The sequence below is a fragment of the Pseudomonas sp. CFBP2511 genome, from assembly GCF_030209255.1.
Taxonomy (GTDB): Bacteria; Pseudomonadota; Gammaproteobacteria; order Pseudomonadales; family Pseudomonadaceae; genus Aquipseudomonas; species Aquipseudomonas avellanae.
On record NZ_JARVSI010000012.1, the window covers coordinates 57,698 to 80,067 of the forward strand.

Sequence of the window (22,370 nt, forward strand, 5' to 3'; positions counted from 1 at the left end):
ATGAGCGAGCTTTCCAGGGTATCGGTCACGGCACTCAAAGGTGTCGGTGAAGCGATGGCAGAAAAGCTGGCCAAGGTTGGTCTGGAAAATCTGCAGGACGTGTTGTTTCATCTGCCGCTGCGCTATCAGGACCGGACTCGCATCGTACCTATCGGTGCGTTGAGCCCCGGTCAGGATGCGGTGATCGAAGGCGTCGTGAGCGGTGCCGATGTGGTGATGGGCAAGCGGCGAAGCCTGTTGGTGCGGCTTGGCGACGGCACCGGTGTCGTCAGTCTGCGTTTTTACCACTTCAGCAATGCCCAGAAAGAAAGCATGAAGCGCGGCACGCACCTGCGTTGTTTCGGTGAAGCGCGCCCCGGTGCTTCCGGGCTGGAAATCTACCACCCGGAATACCGTGCGATCACCGGCGATGAGCCGCCACCGGTCGAGCAGACCCTCACGCCGATCTACCCCACGACCGAAGGCCTCACTCAGCAGCGTCTGCGCCAGTTGTGTCAGCAGAGCCTCGCGATGCTTGGCCCGAAAAGCCTGCCGGACTGGCTGCCGGAAGAACTGGCCCGCGACTATCAACTGGCCCCGCTGGATGACGCGATTCGCTACCTGCATCATCCACCCGCTGACGCCGACGTGGACGAACTGGCGCTCGGGCATCACTGGGCGCAGCACCGTCTGGCCTTCGAAGAGCTGCTGACCCATCAGCTTTCTCAGCAACGGCTGCGCGAAAGCCTGCGTTCACAGCGTGCACCCGCACTGCCCGTTGCGAAAAAACTGCCGAAACAATTTCTCGCCAACCTGGGTTTTGCGCCCACTGGCGCGCAGCAGCGTGTCGGCAAGGAAGTGGCCTACGACCTGAGCCAGCCCGAACCGATGCTGCGCTTGATTCAGGGTGATGTCGGTTCTGGCAAGACGGTGGTCGCCGCATTGGCTGCGCTGCAGGCACTGGAAGCGGGTTATCAAGTGGCGCTGATGGCGCCGACCGAGATTCTGGCCGAGCAGCATTACATCAACTTTCAGCGCTGGCTCGAACCACTTGGCGTGGATGTGGCGTGGCTTGCCGGCAAGCTCAAGGGTAAAGCGCGTGTGACCTCGCTTGAGCAGATTGTTACGGGCACCCCCATGGTGGTCGGCACTCACGCCTTGTTTCAGGACGAAGTGCAGTTCAAGAATCTGGCACTGGTGATCATCGACGAGCAGCACCGATTCGGTGTTCAGCAGCGTCTGGCGCTGCGCAAGAAGGGTGTTGGCGGCCTGATGTGCCCACACCAGTTGATCATGACTGCCACGCCCATCCCGCGCACGCTGGCCATGAGCGCCTACGCTGACCTGGACACCTCGATTCTCGACGAACTGCCGCCCGGCCGAACGCCGGTCAATACGGTGCTGGTCGCCGACAGCCGCCGCCTGGAAGTCGTCGAACGCGTCCGCGCCGCCTGCGCCGAGGGGCGCCAGGCGTATTGGGTCTGCACGCTGATCGAAGAGTCCGAAGAACTGACCTGCAAGGCTGCTGAAACGACGTACGAAGAACTCACCAGTGCTTTGGGCGAGGTTCGCGTCGGGTTGATCCACGGGCGCATGAAGCCCGCAGAAAAAGCCGCGATCATGGCTGAATTCAAGCAGGGCGCGCTGCAATTGCTGGTGGCGACCACGGTGATCGAGGTCGGTGTCGATGTGCCGAATTCCAGCCTGATGATCATCGAAAACCCCGAGCGTCTCGGCTTGGCTCAACTGCACCAGTTGCGTGGACGCGTCGGACGCGGCAGTGCCGTCAGTCACTGCGTGTTGCTCTATCACCCGCCACTTTCACAGATCGGGCGGCAACGGCTGGGCATCATGCGCGAGACCAATGACGGTTTTATCATCGCGGAAAAAGACCTCGAACTGCGCGGTCCTGGTGAAATGCTCGGAACCCGACAAACGGGCCTGCTGCAATTCAAGGTCGCCGACCTGATGCGCGACGCCGACCTGCTCCCGGCCGTACGCGACGCAGCGCAGGCGCTGCTCGAGCGTTGGCCGCAACATGTCAGCCCGCTACTGGACCGATGGCTTCGTCATGGCCAGCAGTATGGCCAGGTGTGATGCAGGCTACGCTTTGGAAACCGCGTGCGACCGAAAACGAATAACGTGGTTATACTTCAAAAAATGTAGGAATTTGGACAAAGCCCATGACAGAAGTTGCCCACGTCAATGATTCTCACCATGCACCGCCCGTGATTCGGCAGTTGCTTGAAAAATTGGCCATCAGCTATAACGAAGTCATGGACGACAAAAGTCTGCCTCCGGCGCGCAAGGTTCAGGCTGTGCTGGTTGAAGACGCTGTCGGCGCCTTGCTTATCCTGTTCCCGCAGAGCCAGTTGCTCGACCTGAGCCGCATCACCGAGCTGACCGGACGCCAACTGACTGCCGTGCCCCATGATCGGCTGGCGCGCATGCTCACCAAACACAGCCTGCAGGTCTTGCCGGGTCTTCCTGCGTTGACCAGTTCACCGTGCCTTTACGACGATCGCCTGCTGCAAGAGCCGACACTGCTGGTGGGTTCGGGCGAAGCGGGCCTGCTGCTGGAAATCAGCAGTGACGATTTCAAAGGCATGTTGAGCAAGGCCAGCGCTGCGCACTTCGGCCAGTCCGTGGCAGCGATCCATCCGAACCTTGATCGTCCTGATGATGATCCGGCAGAAATTACCCAGGCCATGCGCGCCTTCACGGCGCGCCGCATCCAGCAGCGACTGGAAGCGACCCTGGAGATCCCGCCGCTGGCCGGCACCGCACAGAAGATCATCAAGCTGCGGGTCGATCCTGATGCAACCATCGACGACATCACCGGCGTGGTCGAAACCGACCCTGCACTGGCGGCACAGGTCGTCAGCTGGGCGGCATCGCCGTACTACGCATCGACCGGCAAGATTCGCTCGGTCGAAGATGCCATCGTTCGCGTGCTGGGTTTCGATCTGGTCATCAACCTGGCGCTGGGCCTGGCGTTGGGCAAGACCCTCAGCCTGCCCAAGGATCAGCCGCAACAGACCACGCCTTACTGGCAGCAATCGATCTACACCGCAGCGGTCATCGAAGGCCTGACCCGCGCCATACCGCGCGCCAAGCGCCCTGAAGGTGGTCTGAGCTACCTCGCCGGCCTGTTGCACAACTTCGGTTATCTGCTGCTGGCTCACGTGTTCCCGCCGCACTTCACGCTGATCTGCCGACAGCTCGAAGTCAATCCGCACCTGCACCACAGTTACATCGAGCATCACTTGCTGGGCATCAGCCGTGAGCAGATCGGTGCCTGGCTGATGCGTTACTGGGACATGCCGGACGAACTCTCCACCGCGCTGCGCTTTCAGCACGACCCGCACTACGCCGGCGAGCATTATGCCTACGCCAACCTGGTGTACCTGGCGGTACGCCTGTTGCGGGCGAACGGCGTAGGTGCCGGGCCGGAACAGGAGATCCCGGACGAGCTGTTCGACCGACTGGGCCTGAGCCGCGAAAAAGCCAATGAATCAGTGAAAAAAGTGCTGGAGGCAGAGGTCTTGCTGCGCGAGCTGGCGTCGCAGTTCAGTAAGTAGATGGTGGCCTGCTGGGCAGTGCCGACGTTATCCACCACTCCTGAGGCGCTTGAAAACGGTGTTTCTGCCTGTAGAGCGTGGGAGCCTCAGGAGCTTACGACGGCTGCGATGGGCTGCGAAGCGGCCCTGAAACCGGCCACCCAGGTTGTTTCTGTTGCACCGAGTCGCTCAGGCCACTCCTTCAGCTTTTGGCCAGAATCAAACCAGAACTGTGGAAAACTGAACGTCAGGGCTCACCCTCATCCCCCGGCAAATCCTCATCCAGATGCAGCCATGGCAATCTGTTCTCTATCCAGATATGGCGAGACGGCACGGCCAGTTCGGGCTGATCGAGCGTTGCGATGGTCACGTCGATTTCGTTCGGGCTGTTGCGCGTGAACAGTGCCATGTGCGCGCCGCAGTTGCCGCAGAAATAGCGCACGCAGGTTGCAGCAGAATCGTAAGCGGCCGGGCTTCCTGTCAGCCATTTGAATGAGGCCAGCGGCACGCTGATCCAGGTCACGACGGTTGCGCCCGAGGTGCGCCGGCAGATGGAGCAGTGACAGTGCGCGATGTCCTTCAGCGGCGCATCGAACTGATAGCGAAGCCTGCCGCAATGACAGCCACCTGCGTGTATCTCGCTCATCCGCATTGCTCTCGTTCATGGGCCATAACCCTTGTGACAATAAAATTTGCGCAACTGCCGATTGAAAGGTCGGTGAAAGCTTGGGCCATTAGCATCGCCTCACTTCCGGCAAAAAGACCGGGTAGCCAGGAACGGACTCCAACGTGTTTCAGGCCCAATTAACAACAATAATGGTGATTCCGATGCTTGCTGATTTCTTGATGTGCACCCCTCTTGCGCCCCCACTCCACGTACCGCTCCCGCTGAGCTGACTCGTTCATTTCATCGTTTTGTAGCCGTATTACGTCTGGAGTACTCCCATGCTGACTTTCCTTGGCTTTGCCATGGTCATTGCGTTCATGTACCTGATAATGAGCAAGCGCCTGACTGCGCTGATCGCCCTGATTCTGGTCCCGATCATATTCGCCCTGTTCGGCGGCTTTGCCGCGCAGATCGGCCCGATGATGCTCGCTGGTATTACCAAGCTTGCGCCGACCGGCGTGATGCTGATGTTCGCCATTCTGTACTTTGCGCTGATGATCGACTCCGGCCTGTTCGACCCGGCCGTGCGCAAGATCCTGAAAATGGTCAAAGGCGACCCGGTGCGCATCTCGGTCGGTACTGCTGTGCTGGCGCTGGTGGTGTCCCTCGACGGTGACGGCGCAACCACCTACATGATCTGCGTGGCCGCCATGCTGCCGCTGTACAGCCGCGTTGGCATGAGCCCGCGCATCATGGCCGGTCTGATCATTCTGGCCGGTGGCGTGATGAACATGACGCCCTGGGGCGGCCCGACCGCTCGTGCGGCCAGCGCCCTGCATGTCGATGCATCGGATATCTTCGTACCGATGATCCCCGCCATGCTGGCCGGTGTGGTTGCGATTCTGGCAATTGCCTACTTCTACGGCAAACGCGAACGCGCTCGTCTTGGCGAACTGCATCTTAAAGGCGATGAAGTCGATCACAGCGAAATCAGCGTCTCGCAGTTCCCGGATGCCCGCCGTCCAAAACTGATCTGGTTCAACGGCGCACTGACCCTCGCACTGATGGTCGCCCTGATCATGGGCCTGTTGCCACTGCCGGTCCTGTTCATGATCGCGTTCAGCATTGCGATGATCATCAACTACCCGAACCTGCAGGACCAGAAAGACCGTGTTTCGGCTCACGCCGGTAGCGTTCTGGCGGTGGTCGGCCTGATCTTCGCAGCGGGTATCTTCACCGGTATTCTGACCGGCACCGGCATGGTCGACGCGATGTCGAAAAGCCTGCTGGCAGTGATCCCGGACGCGTTGGGCCCTTACCTCGCCGTCATCACCGCGCTGGTCAGCATGCCGTTCACCTTCTTCATGTCCAACGATGCGTTCTACTACGGCGTACTGCCGGTGCTGTCGGAAGCCGCTGCCCACTACGGCATCAGCCCGGTTGAAATGGCCCGCGCTTCGATCGTCGGCCAGCCTGTCCACCTGCTCAGCCCGCTGGTGCCTTCGACTTACCTGCTGGTTGCTCTGGCCGGTATCGAGTTCGGCGACCACCAGCGCTTCACTCTGAAATGGGCGGTTCTGGTGTGCATGTGCATCCTGGTTGCGGCGCTGCTGATGGGGATCTTCCCGTTCTATAGCAGCATGTAAGCCTCGCAAGCGCTCACAAAAGCTCGCCGTCGACTTGAACGTTGACGGCGAGTTTTGCGTTTGAGGTGTTCGAATACTTGAAGGCCGATGCTATAACGCCTCGGCCAGATGATTACGAGTGATCGCCTCCACTTGCTCCAGATCCGCCAGGGCACGCGCTACGTTCAGGCGCCTTTATCGCCGATGTCAGCTCACTGGTAGTTGATGCCCGTGGCGTTCTTTTCAGTGGCGCTGATCTTCTTGTCGGTGGAGTCTTCGCGGCCAGCCTGGATGGCCTCGAGCACGTCCAGAAGCTGCTTGCGCGCGGCTTCCCGAGCTTGCAACGCTTCTTTGGCTCTGAGAAGCCCTTCGGCGCGTTGCATTCCATTTTGCTGCTCTCGCATGCTGTTTATGCTTTCAGCAACGCGTTGAGCTGTCTCTTTTGGCCTGGTCAAATCAGGATCAGGTGCCTGATGATCACCGTAGGCTTCAGCCTCTGTCGGCTTTGTTTGCTTGGCATTGAACCTTGCCCCGTTCCTCTCCTCTCGGCCAGGTCGTCCCTTGGCAGACCTGTCCGCGCGAGGACTGTGGCGTTGCGCGTGATCCAGCGCAATGCCCAGCAAACTCAGCACCGAGCCTGCGGGAGGCCGCCGAGGTAATGATGACGAAGCCGTATCGCTCTGCGCATCAGGCTCTGATGGATTCGACGTCGTCGTGACCGCGTTGGGCGTCGGGTCCCAGGGAGTGAGCTTGCCGGCGCTGTCCTGCATATAGACCCTGACAAGGTTCAGGTCGTGATTGGGGTCAGCCTCAAACGCCAACACAGGTTGGAGCGTCGAGGGGCGCGCTGAAAGAGCCGGGACACCGAACATGTTGCTGCCCAAGGAGGCGAGCTCGAACAGTTTCCCTTTCTCGATGCTGGTGCGGATGTGGTCACTGATGGCGCTACGCACCTTGTTCAACCACTTGATTGACGCGGCATTGATCATGCGCGTGGAGTTGGGAATGGAAATTTTGTCTGTGCCTTGTGCGGACGAGCCCTTGCCCGCGGCTGACGTGAGCGGCGTAATGTTCATTGAGTAATCTCCCTTTATCGCTGCTGAGTGGCGATTCGCGGTAATGAGTTCCTCACTGATATATAAAGGCTCGTCGCCGCCTTGATCGTGGGTGGCGAGTTTTACGTCTGAGGGTGTTCAATTACTCGAAGGCCGATACTGCAACGCCTCGGCCAGATGGCTGCGAGTGATCGCGTCCACCTGCTCCAGGTCTGCCAAGGTGCGCGCCACTTTCAGCAGTCGATGAGCTGAGCGCAGCGACAACGTCAGGCGCTCGCAGGCTGTTTCCAGCCAGCGTTCATCGGTGCTCGACAGCGCGCAATATTGGCGCAGCCCCGGCAGATCGAGAAACGCATTGGCGCAGCCCTGACGTTGCTGCTGGCGTGCGCGAGCCTGCGCAACCACTGCGGCAGCGCTGGCGGTGTTTTCGCTGGTGGTCGGGTCAGGATTGAGCGCCGTAGCCTCGCGGGCGACCGTCAGGTGCAGGTCAATCCGGTCCAGCAACGGGCCGGACAGCTTGTTGCGATAGCGCTGCACCTGCTCGGTGGAACAACGACAGCGCCCGGTTGGCTCACCGAGATATCCACAGGGGCACGGGTTCATCGCCGCCACCAACTGAAACCGCGCCGGAAAGCGCACGCGATCCCGTGCACGGGAAATCACGATATGCCCGGACTCCAGCGGCTCACGCAACACCTCCAGCACACGGCGATCAAACTCCGGCAGCTCATCAAGAAATAGAACGCCGTGATGGGCGAGGGTGATCTCGCCAGGTTGCGGACGACTGCCGCCGCCCACCAACGCCGGGCCAGACGCCGAGTGATGCGGCTGGCGAAACGGCCGCTGCGGCCAACTGGTCAACGGTATCTGGCTGGCGACCGACTGAATCGCCGCCACCTCCAGCGCTTCTTGCTCATCCAGCGGCGGCAACAACCCCGGCAGGCGACTGGCGAGCAGTGTTTTGCCGGTGCCGGGCGGCCCGCTGAACAACAGGTTATGCGCCCCGGCAGCGGCAATCACCAGCGCACGCTTCGCCGCAGTCTGGCCCTGCACCTCGCTTAAATCCGGATAAGGCTTGGGCTGATGCAGCAAGCCGCTGGACTGATAAGGCGCGATCACCGTGCGCCCGTTGAAATGCCCGACCAGCTCCAGCAAATGACTCACCGCAATCACCCGCAACCCGGACGCCAGGCAAGCCTCCTCGGCATTCACCGCCGGGATGATCAACGTCCGCTCCGCCGCACGCGCCGCCAGCGCAGCAGGCAACACCCCCTGAATCGGCCGAATCGCCCCCGACAACGCCAGCTCGCCCAGGCATTCAACATCCTGCAACGCAACCAGCGGTATCTGCCCGCTGGCCGCCAGCAAACCCAGCGCAATCGCAAGATCAAAACGACCACCATCCTTGGGCAAATCAGCCGGCGCAAGGTTGAGCGTGATACGCCGCGCCGGAAAATCCAGCCCGGAATTGAGAATCGCACTGCGCACCCGGTCCTTGCTCTCCTTGACCGCGCCCTCCGGCAACCCCACCAGCGTCAGGGCCGGCAGGCCATTGGTCAGATGCGCTTCAACAGTAACCGCCGGGGCTTCCACCCCGACCTGGGCACGACTATGGACGATGGCCAGCGACATGGATCATTCCTTGATAGAGGCGATGGGCGGGTATGGTGCTTTATTTGGGGGGCGAGGGTGGGTGGGGAATGGATACAGGGTGTGAGGGTCCCTTGGATCGACCATCTGCCTAGCACAGAAAAATCATTTTAATGATGCTCCTTGTCGCCCCATCACACATAATGCACGCAGGGTGGCAATTGGCCGTGCCTGGTTGCTGATTCCCTAGCTCAAAACCTTTTTGAATGATCTCATCCAACCCAAGGAGCTCTAAATGACCATGGCTGATCAAGTAACGTCCAGTACATCCCTGTATAGCGCCAACTCACTGCGCAGTAAGCTTTACGATGGAATTCTAGCTCTCGCTATCGCCATTGCTATCACATTTGCTGCTTCCATTATTATCCCCCTCGCGCTCGAAAAACCTATACCTGTCTGCTGGTATGGCATTGCCTGTGTAGTATCGTTCTTTATCTTCTACATCCGGTTGCGATCAACCAAAGTGATTTCCGCGTTTGAATCTTGGGATGTTCTCGCTTTGGTTGCTAATAGTAAGCCAGCCCAATTTTTAATCACTGTATTTAGCATTGTTCCTATGCTCGTTTCCATCGCCACAAGCGCAGGTATGCAACAGCAAATTCCTTTCACGGTTTATTTATACTGGGCTAGCGGTTTGACACTGTTCGTCTTCTTGCTGCTGTTCAAAGTAACCGCTCCGGTAGTGTACCGATATAAGTCTTATCAGGACGTGCTTGACCAATATGGTGGGTTAGAAGTCTTGCGGGAGGAATTGCTCGAGTTGCAAGCAATGGCCTCTAGCGGAAAAGCACCATTCGATAAGGCCCATAACCATACATTCTTGGCCCAAGATATCGCTGCGATCCAATGGTTGCGTATCACTGACAAGGCGGACGCTCCAGAGCTCTACTTTCTAATTCGTAAGTACTCCACGGGGCTCAAGATGGGGTGGCGCAAAGCGTTGACGCCGTTGCTTTTCGTACCAGCGTTTGTTTTGGTAACCACGACGTTGGGCAATACTTTGAAAGTTGGAGTTGAGGCCGCTGCCCAAGCCCATTGTTCAGGGGGGCTAGTCAAAAGTGTTTATAGTGGGATACTATCTCTTGATCCTGGCTATAAAAAGGGTGCTGAGTTGTTAGAAGGATGTGAGAGTTTTAACTCCCGGTAAGGCCGCGCAAGAGGGAATGCCATTGCGAAAAGGTCTGCATTTTGCTATAAAAGCTTAAGGGAAAGATATGTCGGGATATTTGTCGATGATAAATGGTGTAGGTGTCTAAGTATATTTTATTGTTAGTTTTTGTCTTCTGTAAAAAATTTAAATGTGAGATTTTCTGAGTTAGTAGTGTGTTATTTTCTTTTTTCAATGGCGTTGCTCATGTTTAGATTTTGATGGTGCTCAGAAAATTTATGAAGTTGACGAATTTTATGTCTGCTAGAGTTTTTCCAATGAGAGCTTTCGATGTTACTAGTTATATCTCAGGTCTAATCCGTTCAAAGATAGGAAACGGTAATTTGGAGGTGTCATCCGATCAACTTTTCGAGCAGTGGCGGATAGTCGAACTTTTCCAGAATGAGCCGCTATCTAGGCAGTACGATGTATTGGAGTGCGCTTAAGCTAGATTTGATGTGTCAGGCCGGCTCCGGCGTTGGAAAGGTTTCGCAGGCAAGATAAGTGGATATTTGGTCATGGGTGCTAAATGCAACCATGAAGTCTATATGATTTGTGATCTTGTCATAAAAAAGCCCCGCGATCTGCGAGACTTTTCTTTACGCCGCTGGTTCTGGTTCGGGCGGCTCTGGTGTGGGTGGTGGCGGTGGTCGAGGCGCTGACGGAATCGGTAATGGTGACGGTTGAGGCCCATTCGCCGATTGATGTCCCGAAGAGAAAGGATTAGATGGGCCACTAAGGCCATTTGGCACGTTCGGCGTAGGCCAGGTTGGAGGTGTGGCAGCTCCGCCAGGGTTTGATGGTGGTGGCGTGAACATGCCAACCTTAGTTAACAAGTCCTGAACAACCTTTCCTTCTATAGTCTGGTACGGGTCAAGATACTGGGTTCCGATATGCAAGGCATCTGTCTTGATGATGTCCACAGCCTGACCAGTCCTATCTTTTTTGTCACCTCTAGACATGAAGAAGGCTGCGTATTTGCTCGGCGGTACACCAGAAAACGTCTCAAACAATGTTTTGTCTGGAGTCCAGGCATCGGTAGTGATGGCGTCCTCGTGCAGATCTAATGCAAGACTTTTTTCATATGGTTCAATGTAGACAACCCGCTTGATTCCGGCTGCGATGATGTGGCGAGCACAGTTATGGCAAGGAAACGTTGTCGTGTACAGGACGCAAGAGTCAGTTGAATTCCCTTGAGAGCGGGCTAATCCAAGAATAGCTTCCATTTCCGCATGAATAGCTCGGGAGAATTCGATGATTGACCCTGCTCTGGTCTCTTTTTGGATCAGTCGAGCAAGCTCAGTTTTGATTTCTTCGGTGACAGCCACTTTTTTGCTAACGATATCCACAATGTCATCAATGAGATGAGATTTGTGTATGTCGTTGTAGCACTTACCACCGTGAAATATACACCGTTGATCGTTAGCACTGTCCGATGTGTAGAGGCCTCCACCAAATTTCGGCACATCGTTCCAGCCAAGAGAAATAACATTCCCTTCCTTGTTGACGATGGCTGCACCTACTTGTCTGCTAAGACATGCAGACTTGAGCGAAGCGGAGTATGCAGCATACATGCCCGACTCATCTGTGGTCGGTGTAACTCCATTTTTTCCATGCACCAACGCGGCAAATCGCTGACAGGGAGCGGTGAGATTCGATACCGAGTCCTGATTATTACGAATAAAGAAGTCAGCAAGTTGAAGCGTTTTCTCTAGCTTTTGCCCGTGAGTCGCATTCAGTTCGTTCCGGTCACGGTCAATGAGGTACTGCGCTTCGTGCTTAGGAATTCTTTCCGTGCGCGTCAGGTAGTTGAATCTGATTTTTTCAGGACTGAGGACGCCAATGAGATAAAAAATGTCTCCATAGACGAGCTTGAATAGTTCGACCTCTTCTGGATGTTTTAGCTGGTCAATGATGTAAACAGTTTTCGGGGCCTTGCCAGTTGAGCCTTTTGCGATGGTGCGCTTGACTGCAATTTCCTGCATGGCCAAAGCCGCAAGAATCGGCGGGTCATGCTTTTTTCTAAGCGCATTACCGAGGTCTTGAAGCGTTGTATACCGCTCCTTACCTGAGGATATATCTACGGAGAGATGTTTCAGTTCGAACGGTAGGCCATGAGTTTTAAAGTGATTCCGAATGATACCACTGACCTTTACATGTTCAATGATATACCCGTATTCCTCAAATTGAATCCGTATCGAACGAATGACATCTGCCAAATTGCAGCCAACCGGCCCGCAAAAGGCGATGATTATCTCATCTGTACGGCGACCTTCGATGCGTTGACGCATGCTTGTCGTGGAGGATTTCGCATCCGCACTTTTAGCAATTCGTTCCTTGGGGGCGGGCGCGGCCATCTTCATTTCCTTGAAGTATTATTTAAATATTATAGGAGTTACCAATCGGCCTTCTGGGCGTTAGCGACAACCATCTCAAGCGCCTTTCTGTACTCATCAGTTGCCCGCTGCTCCTTGAACTGAGCGAAGCCGATCACGTTCGAGCGTTTATCTATGGCGCCTTTGGGGAGCTCCGTGAATTTCTGCACGTTTGACTCCTCAGTTTTTTTCATCTCGGCTTCATCCCCTAGTGGTGACGGTAAAAAATAGGACGGCATTCTACAGGCGTGTATGGTTAAGTTAAACCTCCGATTGGGATTAGCATAGCCTTATTTCCATGGACGACAAGCGGCAGCAGCGCCTGTGATTATGTAAAAAAAGCTTGAATTTTTTGCAAATCGCGAGCTAAACGTCCCCTCTGGCAACCCCGCCAACGTCAGGGCCGGCAGGCCATTGGTCAGATGCGCTTCAACAGTAACCGTCGGGGGCTTCCCCCCCCCCCCCGTCTTGGGCACGACTATGGACGATGGCCAGATATGGTGCTTTATTTGACGGGTGAGGTGGGTGGGGAAGGGATACAAGGTGTGAGCGGGTATCAGATCTACAGACAGGCGTAACTCCTCATCCGAAGCACCACTCACCCCCTAACAAGCCGCGTATCCAAACCAAAGCGCTCTTGATGAACCACCCGATACTTACCCTTGGCCAGCTCACAACTGATCAGCAAACTCCAGGAGTGGCGCGTCACAGAAGACGGTATCAGTACAAATGTATGGCTGGCCAAAAGGGTGTCTGTAAACTTCTGCTGGTTCGTTGACGCAGATGCACTGGTCAGCCAGACAGGATTGGGAACCTCTTCGGGCTGCACCGCTTTGATAAGGCTCTGATCAAGCACTTCGAAATAGGTGAGCACATGCGGAACGGTATCCAGTGCGTCAAAGCCTGCGTGTACCGCCACCTCTAGGATGGCCGTCGACGGCTGATGATCAACGAAGGGCTGGATGTCTCCAGCGCCTGCTATCGCGTCGGCTATGAAAGCCCGTCGCAATTCAGTCGGGAGTACAGCCGCCACTCTGGCTGCCCGCCTTCAAAAGACGTGAGCCGGGTACGCCAGATCGTCTGATGCAAACTGCCTGACATTACTGTTTGGGGGCAGTCAGCCGCGCATATTGATCTTGGCTGATCCATCCTGTGAACGAGCGGTTGTCAGCGTTGATGAACTCGACCTGGGCGGCGCCATCCTTGAAGGCCAGTACCCCGACAACATCACCTTTGACGATGTAGGGGCCGCGAGTGGCTTTGGCATTTGCAGTTTTCTGCAGCCACGCCTTGGCAACTTTGACCTTCACCAGGCTTATCCACTGCGTGCTGGCCGTTCGGGTCAGGTCCAGGCCGGTTGCGATTTCCGGTATCAACACGTTCAGGCAGCCTGAGTTATTCTGGCCTTCCTTGATGGTCAGCGTGACGCCGTCAGCCGAGGGCTTTAGCGTTCCCGGATAGGCTCCGTCGGACCAGGAAGACACCGCGACATCTTTCCCGGCCTCGATAGTGCCTTTTAAATAGAACGCGCACCTGAAGGGCGGGTTTTCGCCGCGTTCTTCCTCATAGTAGCCCTCGACTTGATGCTCGGGCGTTACCGCCAACATCAATTGCTCGTACTTGCCGGAACGCAGGGTCGTGCTGTCCGCGAAGGCAGATGTGCCGATCAGTAACGAGAGGGTTCCCGCGACGAGCCAGCGGGAAATAGAAGGGTTGTGCGTCATTTTTCAGTCCGTTGTCAGTAAAGTGACCCATTGCGCTCAACCGGCTTTACGCGATGTATCAAAATCAAGCGTTGCGCATTATCACGGTGTTGGTGAAAGCAATCATGTCATTGAACAGCGGATCAAGGAACGGCGTTGATTGATGTAATGGCTGCGGGCACTTATTCAGTGCCCGCAGCGGCTTGCTTAACAGTCTTCTTCAAGTCGCAACAGATCATCCAGTGGCTGACGCCGTCTGATTAATCGTTCCTGCCCGTCATCAACCAACACTTCTGCCGCGTGGGTGCGGCTGTTGTAGTTGGAGGACATGGACGCGCCATAAGCCCCTGCATCATGAAAAACCAGGTAGTCACCCACCTGCGCGGCGGGCAGCAGACGAGACTCGACGATGCCGCCTTCGGCCTGTGTGAACACATCTCCAGACTCGCACAGTGGCCCGGCTACAACTGTTTCCTGCATCGGCAGCGGTTCGTCGCGCGAGGTGATCAGGGACATCTCGTGATAGCTACCATACAGCGAAGGACGCATCAGGTCGTTGAACCCTGCATCGACCAGCGTGAAGTGCTTGCCGCCCATGTGCTTGGTAGCACGGACCTCGGACACCAGCACACCGGCCTGCGCGACCAGAAAACGGCCGGGCTCGATTTCCAGACGTATGGGGTGCCCGAGATGGGCTTCGATGCGTTTTCTGGCGTGGTCCCACTGAGCGAAATAGTGGCTGGTATTGATCGGCAGCTCGCCTGCGCGATAGGGCACCGATAAACCGCCACCTGCCGAGATGGCTTCAATATCGTGGTCCATTTCAACAACCAGTTCTGCCATGGTGCTGCAGACCTGCTGGAGGTGTTGGTAATCGACCCCCGAGCCGATGTGCATATGCAGGCCGACCAGATGCAGCCGGTAATGGCGGACGAGCGTCAGCGCATCCTGCAGGTGCGTATGCCAGATGCCGTGCTTGCTGTTTTCGCCGCCGGTGTTGGTCTTGCGGCTGTGGCCGTGGCCAAAGCCCGGGTTGATTCGCAGCCATACACGGTGGCCGGGGGAAAGCGCGCCCAGTTGATGCAGCATGTCGATCGAACCGACATTCACCTCGACCTGCGCCTCGACCACGCGCTGCAAGGTGGCTCGATCAAACACATCGGCCGTGAACACCATACCGGCCGTGCCCTGAGCATTTTGGGCGCTGAAGCCTGCGTGCAGGGCGCGCTCCAGTTCCCCCAGTGAGACGGCATCCACCGCCGCGCCAGCGTCGCGCAACAGGCGCAGGATATGAAGGTTGGAACAGGCTTTTTGCGCAAAGCGCACTGTGTCGAATGCAGCCAGTTGCTGAACACGCTTTTTAATCAATTGGCCGTCGTACACCCATAGCGGAGTGCCATATTGATCGGCCAGTCTGGACAGCTGGCTGTCAGCGAGGGTTTTCATATCAACATGCCTCGGGTAAACGACGTGCCTGAAGCACGGGCAGAACGGAAATGACCAGCACCGGAATCACGACCAGGCCGATGCCTGCCAGGGTCGTTGCGCCCAGTGGTTCATAGAGAAGGGCGACCGCGAATATGACGCCGAAGATCGGTTCGAGCGCCAAAAACATGCCGCCTGCGTTTGCGGGAATAGAGCGCATGCCCATGTTCCAGAGCCAGCCCGCGCCCAGGCTGCAACCAACGCCCAGATACAGCAATGCGGACGCGCCCTGAGTCGAGAGGTTGACCTGCCAGTCGTTGGTCAGGAACAAGGCAAACGGGATGAGCATGATGGTGCCCAGCACCGTTGTCAGCGCGGTGAAGGCGTTGACCGACAGGCTCTGCATCCAGATTTTCGACCAGCGTACCCAGATGGCGACTACCACCGTCGAAAGCAGAACCAGCAAGCAGCCAAGAAAGTTGGCGCCGCTGGGCCATCCCATCACCAACAGCACGCCGGCCAGTGCGACCGTGCCGAGCAGCAGATGAAGCGCAGTCATCTGTTCGCGCCAGATCAGCCAGCCGACCAGCATCACCATCAACGGCTCAAAGCCGATCATCAACGTTGCACTGGTTGCACTGGTGTATTGCAGCCCCATGAATTGCAGCAGGAACGTGGCCGGGATCATCAGAAAAGACAGCAACAACAGTGCGCCCCATCGTGATGAGGGAACGCTGCGCACCGACCTGCAGAAAACCGGCAGCCAGAACAGACCCGCCATGGCGAAGCGGGCCAGCACAATCAGCGGCGCGTCAGCGACACCGAAGGCTATTTTCCCCGCGACGAACGATGTTCCCCACAGAAATGCAGCCGCCAGCACATACAGATAAGGGATCATCAGGCGACCCCCACTCGATGGGGGAAGTGCCCCAGTTCAAGCATCGATTGAGCATGCGGGCTGGGGTAATGCTCGTGGCCGACGATGGCGTTGATGATTGTTGCCGCGCGCCACGAATTCAGCGACAGGTTTGGCTCGCTGACGCCGTGGCTGTGCCTGGCCGCATTGAGCAGGAATATTTTCCCGGGCCCGCGATAACCGAGCGAGAAGTCCAGACGAACAACGGGCTCATCATGGGCGAACTCGATGTCGTCCAGCAGGTTCTCCAGCACGGCGGGTATTGCGTCCTGCTTGTAGCCGGTGGCCAGTACAATCCGCTCGGCGTTGATGACGTCTGTGCCGCCGGTATCCAGCTCCCTGATATCGAGCAGGTACCCGTCTGCGGTGGGCCTGATGTCTTCGACCCGGCGCGAATGCATCAGCCGGCACGGAGCACCGTCCTCGACAAAACGCAGGTGATACAGCCGCTGATAGAGCGCTTCCAGCGTTTCCGGGGATATCCCGTCGCTGGTCAGCGTGTGTTGCGCAAGCAACTGATGTTTTTTCGACCGTTCCAGGCCCCAGAAATACTCCACATAGGCCGGCGTGTAGAGTTCATTGGCAAAGTGCGATTCATCGAGCGGCGCCAGGTGCGTGCGCGAGCTTACCCAGACAATCTCGCAGGGCGGAACGCTTTGCCCTAACAGGTCCAGGACGATTTCCGCGCCGCTTTGGCCGCCACCGATCACGGCGACCCGACGCCCTGCCAGCGCCTGCCGTTTGAACAGGTAGTCGCTGCTGTGAAACACCTGCTCCCCCAAAAGAGGCATTGCCATGACCGGAACAGACGGACGTGGTCCGGTGCCGACAATCAGGTTGCGGGCGATGTAAGCACCGGTGTCGGTGAACACCTCGAACCCACAGGCATGAGGTTTTACCGTTCTGACCTCCTGCCCCCACTGCACGGCAGGCAGGGACCTTGCGGCCCATTGCAGGTATTGGTTGAATTCCCGGCGGGTGGTTCTTTGAAAGCCGGCGTTCACGTACTGATAAAGGCGCTTGTGCTGGTGAAGAAAGGCCAGAAAGGAGAAGGCGCTGGTGGGGTCGGCGAAACTGACCAGGTCCTTGAGAAAACTGTTCTGAACCGTTGTGTTGTCCAGCAGCATTCCGGCATGCCAGCAGAACTGACTCTGCTTCTCCAGAAACAGATGCCTGACATCCTTGAGAGGATGAAGGAGCGCCGCAACGCTCAGGTTGAACGGACCCGCACCTACTCCCACCGCATCAAATATTTGAGCGTCCATCGGTCTTCCCTACCTTGATTATCGCGTGTGCATCAAAGGTGCCACTGCGCTAAGGGCGGGATGATGGGCAAAGACGGGCCACTCATAAAATATCAATATTCAGCAAGTCCATTCATTTATGATATGGCTCTGTCGAAGGCAATGAGTGCGGTCCATGTCAGTAACGTTGCGCCACATAGAAGTGTTCCGAGCCGTCATGACGTCAGGCAGCGTGACGGAAGCCGCCAACATGCTGAACACCTCTCAGCCGACGGTAAGCCGCGAGCTGGCGCGCTTCGAATTGCTCACTCAGCTCAAGTTGTTCGATCGCGTGCGCGGGCGACTAAGGCCTACGGCGCAGGCGTTGTCACTGTTCGAGGAGGTGCAGCGGGCCTACTTCGGGTTGGGGCGTATTCTGAGCACGGCGGCGTCACTGCGAGAGTTCGAGCACGGCCAGTTATCCATCGCCTGCCTGCCGGTGTTTTCACAGTCGTTGTTGCCGAAAGCGTGCCAACGCTTTTTTGCCCAGTTCCCCAAAGCCAGCATGAGCATCACGCCGCAGGAATCACCGTTGCTGGAAGAGTGGCTGTCGGCGCAGCGCTACGACCTGGGGCTGACCGAAGTGGCGAGCGCGCCTCCGGGCACAGAGCTGGTGCCGTTGATGGTTGTGGACGAGGTGTGTGTATTGCCCGTCGGCCATCCGCTTCTGGCAAAACAGGTGCTGGCACCCGAGGACTTTGCCTCTAAACCCTTCATCAGCCTGTCCAGCCTGGACAGCTACCGGCAGCAGATAGACGAGATTTTCCGCCTGGCCCAGGTAGAGCGGCAGATGGTGCTGGACACCCACAGTGCCGCCTCGGTCTGCGCCATGGTACGCGAGCGAATCGGGCTGGCCATCGTCAACCCGCTCACTGCGCTGGACTTTGTCGGGCAGGGTCTGGAGATCCGGCCGTTTACGGCGTCGATACCGTTCACGGTCAGCCTTGTCAAACCGCTGCACCGACCTGCGTCCAGGCTGGTCGGGCTGTTTGAAGAAGCATTGCGTGAACAAGCCTCGATCGTCGAGGCGCGATTGGCGGCGATCAATGTGCCAATCGCTGCCGGGCCTTGAAGGGGGGGCGCTTATGCAAAAGCAGGAAAGGCTGTTTCCTGCATGAGCTGCCGAATCACTTGATGCCGCAATAACTGAAGAAACCCTATGGGCGGGATACAAATTCCAGCACTCGCTGCAGCATGGCGTCACAGGCTTCAAGCTGTTCGATGCGGATGAACTCGTCCGGCATGGGCCGAAGGGTCGGATTGTAGGCTGCGATGATAGCAAATAAAATCTTGCGTTAACGAATAACGTTAAGCTTTAATCATGATTGTGAGTTTTAAGTGCGTGAACACGAGATATCTCTTTTTACAAGGCAAGACGCGGCTGTGGCCATCGATTAAATCTGTTGCCGAGCGCAAGCTCGCAATGCTTGATGCTGCTACCTCGATTTTGGATCTGCGCTCTCCTCCCGGCAATCGACTAGAGGCGCTTGATGGAAGTCGTTCTGGCCAATACAGCGTACGTATAAACGCTCAATTCAGGATTTGCTTCGTTTGGAGCATCAACGGTCCCGAGGACGTAGAAATTGTCGATTATCACTGAGGTGCTCCAATGAACAAAAACGGAATGCGCCCCGTCCATCCAGGCGAGGTTCTGAAAGAGGAATATCTTGAGCCGATGGGGCTGACCGCCGCAGCGTTGGCCAGGGCCCTTAAGGTTTCTACGCCGACGGTGAACGACATCGTGCTCCAGCGCAGAGGTGTGAGCGCTGATGTAGCGCTGCGTCTGGCTGTATGCCTGGAGACGAGTCCTGAGTTCTGGCTTAACCTGCAGCTTGCCTACGATCTGCGCAAGGCAGAGACAGAGAAGGGCGCGCAGATTCGTGAGCAGGTCAAATGTCTGGCCCACTGCGCCTGATAACTGTCACCCGTCAGCGCGGTCAATGAGCCCTTATTCAGCCTTTTCAGACTCAGCCTTCTCAGCCCCGCCGACCTTGCCTTCCAGCTCGGCCATCTTGGCCTCCAGCGCCTCAAGGCGGGCACGGGTGCGGGCGAGGACGGCCATCTGGCTGTCGAATTCTTCGCGACTGACCAGGTCCAGCTTACTGAAACCGCTTTGCAGCAGGGCTTTGAACTGGGTTTCGAATTCGCTGCGAGGTACCGGCGTTTCGCCGTTGAACAGGCGCGAGGCGTGGCCGCTGAGGGCATCGAGGAAAGCTTTGGGCGCGAGCATGATGATTTTCCTGAATCAGATGGGCAGCAGTGTAACACGCAGCGTCTATAGTCAATTCCGAGGGCGCAAGGTGCACGCTTATGGCGCGCTGGGGCGGGCACATAAGCACCATTGTTGTGCATTACCCCCATTGCAATACATGCCTGATGAAGCGAAACGCATCCAAGGGCCTGTATTCAATGAATATTCACGAGATGGCAAGCTTTCTGCTTAGTGGCTAATGACCCATGCACTGATGCAGTCGCTGTGACGAATGCAGTGCGGCAGGCGGAGCGGGGAAGTGTTTCGTCAGAAGCGGTTTTCTGGAGTTGGTCTGGCCTGATCAGGCGGCCGACACGTTACAAAGCCAGACACTGCGCTTAGACTTGAGTCGGGTTTGTTTTCCTGGGGCAAGTCCACCAATTCGGGAGAAAGTTTTCATGAAGCTAGTCACTGCCATCATCAAGCCGTTCAAATTGGATGACGTGCGCGAGTCGTTGTCTGAAATCGGCGTGCAGGGCATCACTGTTACTGAAGTCAAAGGCTTCGGGCGTCAGAAGGGTCACACCGAGCTGTATCGCGGTGCTGAGTATGTCGTCGACTTCCTTCCTAAGGTGAAGATCGATGTCGCCATCGATGACAAGGATCTGGATCGTGTCATCGAAGCCATAACCAAGGCTGCCAACACTGGCAAGATCGGTGACGGCAAGATTTTCGTGGTCAATCTGGAACAGGCCATTCGCATCCGTACCGGCGAGACCGATACAGACGCAATTTAAGCCGCCAAAACCCCAACGCCCCAGGAGAAAACAATATGACTCTGCGTCAATTCGCAGGGCTCGGTGCCCTGTTGTCCCTCGCAATACCTGGTCTTGCCCTGGCGGCTGACCCAGTGGCCGAGCCGGTGCTGAACTCTGGCGACACCGCATGGATGCTGACCGCGACCGCTCTGGTCCTGTTCATGACCATTCCCGGTCTCGCGCTGTTCTACGGCGGCATGGTCCGTTCAAAAAACATCCTGTCCGTGATGATGCAGTGTTTCGCTATCACCGGCCTGATCAGCATCCTGTGGGTCGTTTACGGTTACAGCATCGCGTTTGACACAACCGGTATGGAAGCTGGCGTCGTCAACTTCAATTCCTTCTTTGGCGGTATGGGTAAAGCGTTCCTGGCGGGTATCACGCCTGCAAGCCTTACCGGTCCTGCTGCATTGTTCCCTGAGGCGGTGTTCGTCACCTTTCAGATGACCTTTGCGATCATCACTCCAGCCCTGATCGTCGGTGCTTTCGCAGAACGCATGAAGTTCTCCGCGATGCTGATTTTCATGGGTATCTGGTTCACGCTGGTCTACGCGCCAATTGCCCATATGGTCTGGGGCGGCGTCGGTGGCTTGATGTGGGACTGGGGCGTTCTGGACTTCGCAGGCGGCACCGTGGTGCACATCAACGCCGGTGTAGCCGGTCTGGTGGCTTGCCTGGTACTGGGCAAGCGCAAAGGCTTCCCGACCACCCCGATGGCTCCGCACAATCTGGGTTACACCCTGATCGGCGCAGCGATGCTCTGGGTTGGCTGGTTCGGTTTCAACGCCGGTTCCGCCGCTGCGGCCAACGGCACTGCCGGTATGGCGATGCTGGTGACGCAAATCGCTACCGCTGCCGCCGCGCTGGGCTGGATGTTCGCCGAGTGGCTGACGCACGGTAAGCCAAGTGCGCTGGGCATCGCTTCGGGTGTGGTTGCCGGTCTGGTTGCCATCACCCCGGCGGCCGGTACAGTTGGCCCGATGGGCGCGCTGATCATCGGTCTGGCGGCAGGCGTGATCTGCTTCTTCTGCGCCACCAGCCTCAAGCGCAAGCTTGGCTACGATGACTCCCTGGATGCGTTCGGCGTTCACGGTATCGGCGGTATCGTCGGCGCGATCCTGACCGGTGTGTTCGCAGCACCTGCACTGGGTGGCTTCGGCACGGTGACTGACATCGGTGCTCAAGTCTGGATTCAGTTCAAGGGCGTCGCGTTCACCGTCGTCTACACCGCGATCGTGACCTTCATCATCCTCAAGGTACTGGATGCAGTGATGGGTCTGCGGGTTACCGATGAGGAAGAGTCTGTCGGTCTGGACCTTGCGCAACACAACGAGCGTGGCTACAACTTGTAAGCAGCCGCCGATGCAAAAAAGAATGCCCGGTCTCCGGGCATTTTTTTTGTCTGACATTTGCGGATCAACCGCGCTTTTTTGGTGTCATTGATCTTGCCCGTGTCAATGATTTCGGCAGCGTGACGCAGCGCAGGTAACGATGTAGCAGCAGTCTTCGTCAACTTGCAGGGAAGCCGGTTTATTGCGCGCTTTGCTTTTTCCTCAGTCGAGTTAGAATGCGCGCCGAAGGTGCGGAGAACGGTATGTGGCATCAATCCAGGATTGCCTTGCGCGCCAGGTCTCGCGGGTTTCATCTGGTGACTGACGAGATCGTCGCAGGCTTGCCTCAGTTGCGCGATTGTCGTGTCGGCCTGCTTCACGTATGGCTGCAACATACCTCGGCTTCGTTGACCGTCAACGAAAATGCCGATCCGGCAGTTCGTCGTGACTTCGAGCGTTTTTTCAACCGTCTGGTGCCTCAGGGCGTGGACGGCTACGAACATGACGACGAAGGCCCTGATGATTTGCCCGCGCATTTCAAGGCCAGTTTGCTGGGCTGCCAGTTGTTTTTGCCGGTGACGGCAGGCCGACTGGCGCTGGGCACCTGGCAAGGTATTTATCTGGGCGAACATCGAGACGCGGGTGGGTCTCGTAACGTCCTGGCCACCCTTCAGGGTGAGTACGCATAACCGCTGGAGACAGCGG

At 57.1% G+C, this 22,370-nt stretch carries 21 protein-coding genes and 3 pseudogenes; 11 read left to right on the forward strand and 13 right to left on the reverse strand.

From position 1 onward, the window contains the following. Entirely contained in the window at positions 1-2,076 is a 2,076-nt protein-coding gene (gene recG / locus QRN38_RS11040; RefSeq protein ID WP_057418715.1) for an ATP-dependent DNA helicase RecG, read from the forward strand. 86 nt (positions 2,077-2,162) lie between these two features. After that, entirely contained in the window at positions 2,163-3,560 is a 1,398-nt protein-coding gene (locus tag QRN38_RS11045; protein ID WP_005769583.1) for an aminoacyl-tRNA deacylase and HDOD domain-containing protein, read from the forward strand. 226 nt (positions 3,561-3,786) lie between these two features. Here the strand turns inward: QRN38_RS11045 and QRN38_RS11050 are convergent, their stop codons facing one another. Beyond that, positions 3,787-4,185, reverse strand: coding sequence for a GFA family protein (locus QRN38_RS11050; RefSeq protein ID WP_057418718.1), 399 nt, complete (start codon positions 4,183-4,185; stop codon positions 3,787-3,789). A gap of 299 nt (positions 4,186-4,484) precedes the next feature. Between QRN38_RS11050 and QRN38_RS11055 the strand changes: the two genes are divergently transcribed. Beyond that, positions 4,485-5,792, forward strand: coding sequence for a CitMHS family transporter (locus QRN38_RS11055; protein ID WP_005769588.1), 1,308 nt, complete (start codon positions 4,485-4,487; stop codon positions 5,790-5,792). Positions 5,793-5,882: 90 nt separating this feature from the next. Here the strand turns inward: QRN38_RS11055 and QRN38_RS11060 are convergent. From QRN38_RS11060 to QRN38_RS11070, 3 genes and pseudogenes are all read right to left on the reverse strand, one after another. Further along, a pseudogene (locus tag QRN38_RS11060) lies at positions 5,883-5,966 on the reverse strand (magnesium chelatase subunit ChlI family protein); the annotation flags it as partial. Between the two features lie 17 nt (positions 5,967-5,983). Next, the gene (locus QRN38_RS11065) at positions 5,984-6,847 is read right to left on the reverse strand and encodes a type III secretion system major pilin HrpA (protein WP_057418716.1); all 864 of its coding nucleotides are present in this window, start codon (positions 6,845-6,847) and stop codon (positions 5,984-5,986) included. 117 nt (positions 6,848-6,964) lie between these two features. Continuing rightward, entirely contained in the window at positions 6,965-8,458 is a 1,494-nt protein-coding gene (locus QRN38_RS11070) for a YifB family Mg chelatase-like AAA ATPase (RefSeq protein ID WP_032645598.1), read from the reverse strand. A gap of 253 nt (positions 8,459-8,711) precedes the next feature. Between QRN38_RS11070 and QRN38_RS11075 the strand changes: the two genes are divergently transcribed. Beyond that, positions 8,712-9,623: a hypothetical protein gene (locus tag QRN38_RS11075; RefSeq protein WP_057419372.1), complete on the forward strand. Its 912-nt coding sequence runs from the start codon at positions 8,712-8,714 to the stop codon at positions 9,621-9,623. A gap of 599 nt (positions 9,624-10,222) precedes the next feature. Here QRN38_RS11075 and QRN38_RS11080 read toward each other — a convergent pair. The 4 genes and pseudogenes from QRN38_RS11080 to QRN38_RS11090 form a co-directional block, all read right to left on the reverse strand. Continuing rightward, the gene (locus QRN38_RS11080; protein ID WP_081025558.1) at positions 10,223-11,980 is read right to left on the reverse strand and encodes an anti-phage dCTP deaminase; all 1,758 of its coding nucleotides are present in this window, start codon (positions 11,978-11,980) and stop codon (positions 10,223-10,225) included. A gap of 38 nt (positions 11,981-12,018) precedes the next feature. After that, the gene (locus QRN38_RS11085) at positions 12,019-12,168 is read right to left on the reverse strand and encodes a hypothetical protein (protein WP_159420724.1); all 150 of its coding nucleotides are present in this window, start codon (positions 12,166-12,168) and stop codon (positions 12,019-12,021) included. Between the two features lie 207 nt (positions 12,169-12,375). Then, positions 12,376-12,493: pseudogene (locus QRN38_RS28270) on the reverse strand (hypothetical protein); the annotation flags it as partial. 103 nt (positions 12,494-12,596) lie between these two features. After that, entirely contained in the window at positions 12,597-13,031 is a 435-nt protein-coding gene (locus tag QRN38_RS11090) for an RES family NAD+ phosphorylase (RefSeq protein ID WP_235814774.1), read from the reverse strand. Between QRN38_RS11090 and QRN38_RS11095 the strand changes: the two are divergent. Further along, positions 12,990-13,082: pseudogene (locus QRN38_RS11095) on the forward strand (hypothetical protein); the annotation flags it as partial. The gene QRN38_RS11090 and the pseudogene QRN38_RS11095 overlap by 42 nt on opposite strands. Before the next feature lie 16 nt (positions 13,083-13,098). Here the strand turns inward: QRN38_RS11095 and QRN38_RS11100 are convergent. The 4 genes from QRN38_RS11100 to QRN38_RS11115 all read right to left on the reverse strand — a co-directional run bounded on the left by QRN38_RS11100 (position 13,099) and on the right by QRN38_RS11115 (position 17,307). Further along, a complete protein-coding gene (locus QRN38_RS11100; protein WP_057419371.1) occupies positions 13,099-13,722 on the reverse strand; it encodes a hypothetical protein in 624 nt (207 codons plus the stop codon). Positions 13,723-13,908: 186 nt separating this feature from the next. Beyond that, complete coding sequence (lysA, locus tag QRN38_RS11105) at positions 13,909-15,147, reverse strand: diaminopimelate decarboxylase (protein ID WP_057419370.1); 1,239 nt, start codon at positions 15,145-15,147, stop codon at positions 13,909-13,911. Position 15,148: 1 nt separating this feature from the next. Beyond that, positions 15,149-16,024: a DMT family transporter gene (locus QRN38_RS11110; RefSeq protein WP_011103032.1), complete on the reverse strand. Its 876-nt coding sequence runs from the start codon at positions 16,022-16,024 to the stop codon at positions 15,149-15,151. Then, positions 16,024-17,307, reverse strand: coding sequence for a lysine N(6)-hydroxylase/L-ornithine N(5)-oxygenase family protein (locus tag QRN38_RS11115; RefSeq protein WP_057419369.1), 1,284 nt, complete (start codon positions 17,305-17,307; stop codon positions 16,024-16,026). The genes QRN38_RS11110 and QRN38_RS11115 overlap by 1 nt, the downstream gene beginning before the upstream one ends. A gap of 154 nt (positions 17,308-17,461) precedes the next feature. On the opposite strand from QRN38_RS11115, the gene QRN38_RS11120 reads away from it, so the two are divergent. The 3 genes from QRN38_RS11120 (at position 17,462) to QRN38_RS11130 (ending at position 19,240) form a co-directional block, all read left to right on the forward strand. Next, the gene (locus QRN38_RS11120; protein WP_005739904.1) at positions 17,462-18,397 is read left to right on the forward strand and encodes a LysR family transcriptional regulator; all 936 of its coding nucleotides are present in this window, start codon (positions 17,462-17,464) and stop codon (positions 18,395-18,397) included. A 249-nt stretch (positions 18,398-18,646) separates the two neighbouring features. Next, a complete protein-coding gene (locus QRN38_RS11125; RefSeq protein ID WP_081025557.1) occupies positions 18,647-18,925 on the forward strand; it encodes a type II toxin-antitoxin system RelE/ParE family toxin in 279 nt (92 codons plus the stop codon). Positions 18,926-18,934: 9 nt separating this feature from the next. Further along, positions 18,935-19,240 carry a HigA family addiction module antitoxin gene (locus tag QRN38_RS11130; RefSeq protein WP_005739893.1) on the forward strand — a complete coding sequence of 102 codons (306 nt, stop codon included), beginning with the start codon at positions 18,935-18,937 and terminating at the stop codon, positions 19,238-19,240. A 33-nt stretch (positions 19,241-19,273) separates the two neighbouring features. Here QRN38_RS11130 and QRN38_RS11135 read toward each other — a convergent pair whose 3' ends face one another. Then, positions 19,274-19,555 (reverse strand): accessory factor UbiK family protein, encoded by a 282-nt coding sequence (locus tag QRN38_RS11135; protein WP_007246531.1) that lies wholly within the window; start codon positions 19,553-19,555, stop codon positions 19,274-19,276. 419 nt (positions 19,556-19,974) lie between these two features. On the opposite strand from QRN38_RS11135, the gene glnK reads away from it, so the two are divergent. The 3 genes from glnK to QRN38_RS11150 all read left to right on the forward strand — a co-directional run bounded on the left by glnK (position 19,975) and on the right by QRN38_RS11150 (position 22,354). After that, entirely contained in the window at positions 19,975-20,313 is a 339-nt protein-coding gene (gene glnK, locus QRN38_RS11140) for a P-II family nitrogen regulator (RefSeq protein WP_002555808.1), read from the forward strand. A gap of 35 nt (positions 20,314-20,348) precedes the next feature. Next, entirely contained in the window at positions 20,349-21,686 is a 1,338-nt protein-coding gene (locus tag QRN38_RS11145) for an ammonium transporter (protein ID WP_005739890.1), read from the forward strand. 242 nt (positions 21,687-21,928) lie between these two features. After that, entirely contained in the window at positions 21,929-22,354 is a 426-nt protein-coding gene (locus QRN38_RS11150; RefSeq protein ID WP_005768513.1) for a secondary thiamine-phosphate synthase enzyme YjbQ, read from the forward strand. Positions 22,355-22,370: the final 16 nt, after the last annotated feature.

Bases quoted from the DNA above. Each gene is read 5' to 3' on its own strand.
- QRN38_RS11055 (WP_005769588.1), top strand. From the start codon at position 4,485: ATGCTGACTTTCCTTGGCTTTGCCATGGTCATTGCGTTCATGTACCTG.
- QRN38_RS11115 (WP_057419369.1), bottom strand. From the start codon at position 17,307: ATGGACGCTCAAATATTTGATGCGGTGGGAGTAGGTGCGGGTCCGTTC.
- QRN38_RS11110 (WP_011103032.1), bottom strand. From the start codon at position 16,024: ATGATCCCTTATCTGTATGTGCTGGCGGCTGCATTTCTGTGGGGAACA.
- glnK (WP_002555808.1), top strand. From the start codon at position 19,975: ATGAAGCTAGTCACTGCCATCATCAAGCCGTTCAAATTGGATGACGTG.
- lysA (WP_057419370.1), bottom strand. From the start codon at position 15,147: ATGAAAACCCTCGCTGACAGCCAGCTGTCCAGACTGGCCGATCAATAT.
- QRN38_RS11045 (WP_005769583.1), top strand. From the start codon at position 2,163: ATGACAGAAGTTGCCCACGTCAATGATTCTCACCATGCACCGCCCGTG.
- QRN38_RS11135 (WP_007246531.1), bottom strand. From the start codon at position 19,555: ATGCTCGCGCCCAAAGCTTTCCTCGATGCCCTCAGCGGCCACGCCTCG.
- QRN38_RS11150 (WP_005768513.1), top strand. From the start codon at position 21,929: ATGTGGCATCAATCCAGGATTGCCTTGCGCGCCAGGTCTCGCGGGTTT.
- QRN38_RS11120 (WP_005739904.1), top strand. From the start codon at position 17,462: ATGTCAGTAACGTTGCGCCACATAGAAGTGTTCCGAGCCGTCATGACG.
- QRN38_RS11145 (WP_005739890.1), top strand. From the start codon at position 20,349: ATGACTCTGCGTCAATTCGCAGGGCTCGGTGCCCTGTTGTCCCTCGCA.
- recG (WP_057418715.1), top strand. From the start codon at position 1: ATGAGCGAGCTTTCCAGGGTATCGGTCACGGCACTCAAAGGTGTCGGT.
- QRN38_RS11070 (WP_032645598.1), bottom strand. From the start codon at position 8,458: ATGTCGCTGGCCATCGTCCATAGTCGTGCCCAGGTCGGGGTGGAAGCC.
- QRN38_RS11050 (WP_057418718.1), bottom strand. From the start codon at position 4,185: ATGAGCGAGATACACGCAGGTGGCTGTCATTGCGGCAGGCTTCGCTAT.
- QRN38_RS11100 (WP_057419371.1), bottom strand. From the start codon at position 13,722: ATGACGCACAACCCTTCTATTTCCCGCTGGCTCGTCGCGGGAACCCTC.
- QRN38_RS11065 (WP_057418716.1), bottom strand. From the start codon at position 6,847: ATGAACATTACGCCGCTCACGTCAGCCGCGGGCAAGGGCTCGTCCGCA.
- QRN38_RS11125 (WP_081025557.1), top strand. From the start codon at position 18,647: ATGATTGTGAGTTTTAAGTGCGTGAACACGAGATATCTCTTTTTACAA.
- QRN38_RS11080 (WP_081025558.1), bottom strand. From the start codon at position 11,980: ATGGCCGCGCCCGCCCCCAAGGAACGAATTGCTAAAAGTGCGGATGCG.
- QRN38_RS11075 (WP_057419372.1), top strand. From the start codon at position 8,712: ATGACCATGGCTGATCAAGTAACGTCCAGTACATCCCTGTATAGCGCC.
- QRN38_RS11130 (WP_005739893.1), top strand. From the start codon at position 18,935: ATGAACAAAAACGGAATGCGCCCCGTCCATCCAGGCGAGGTTCTGAAA.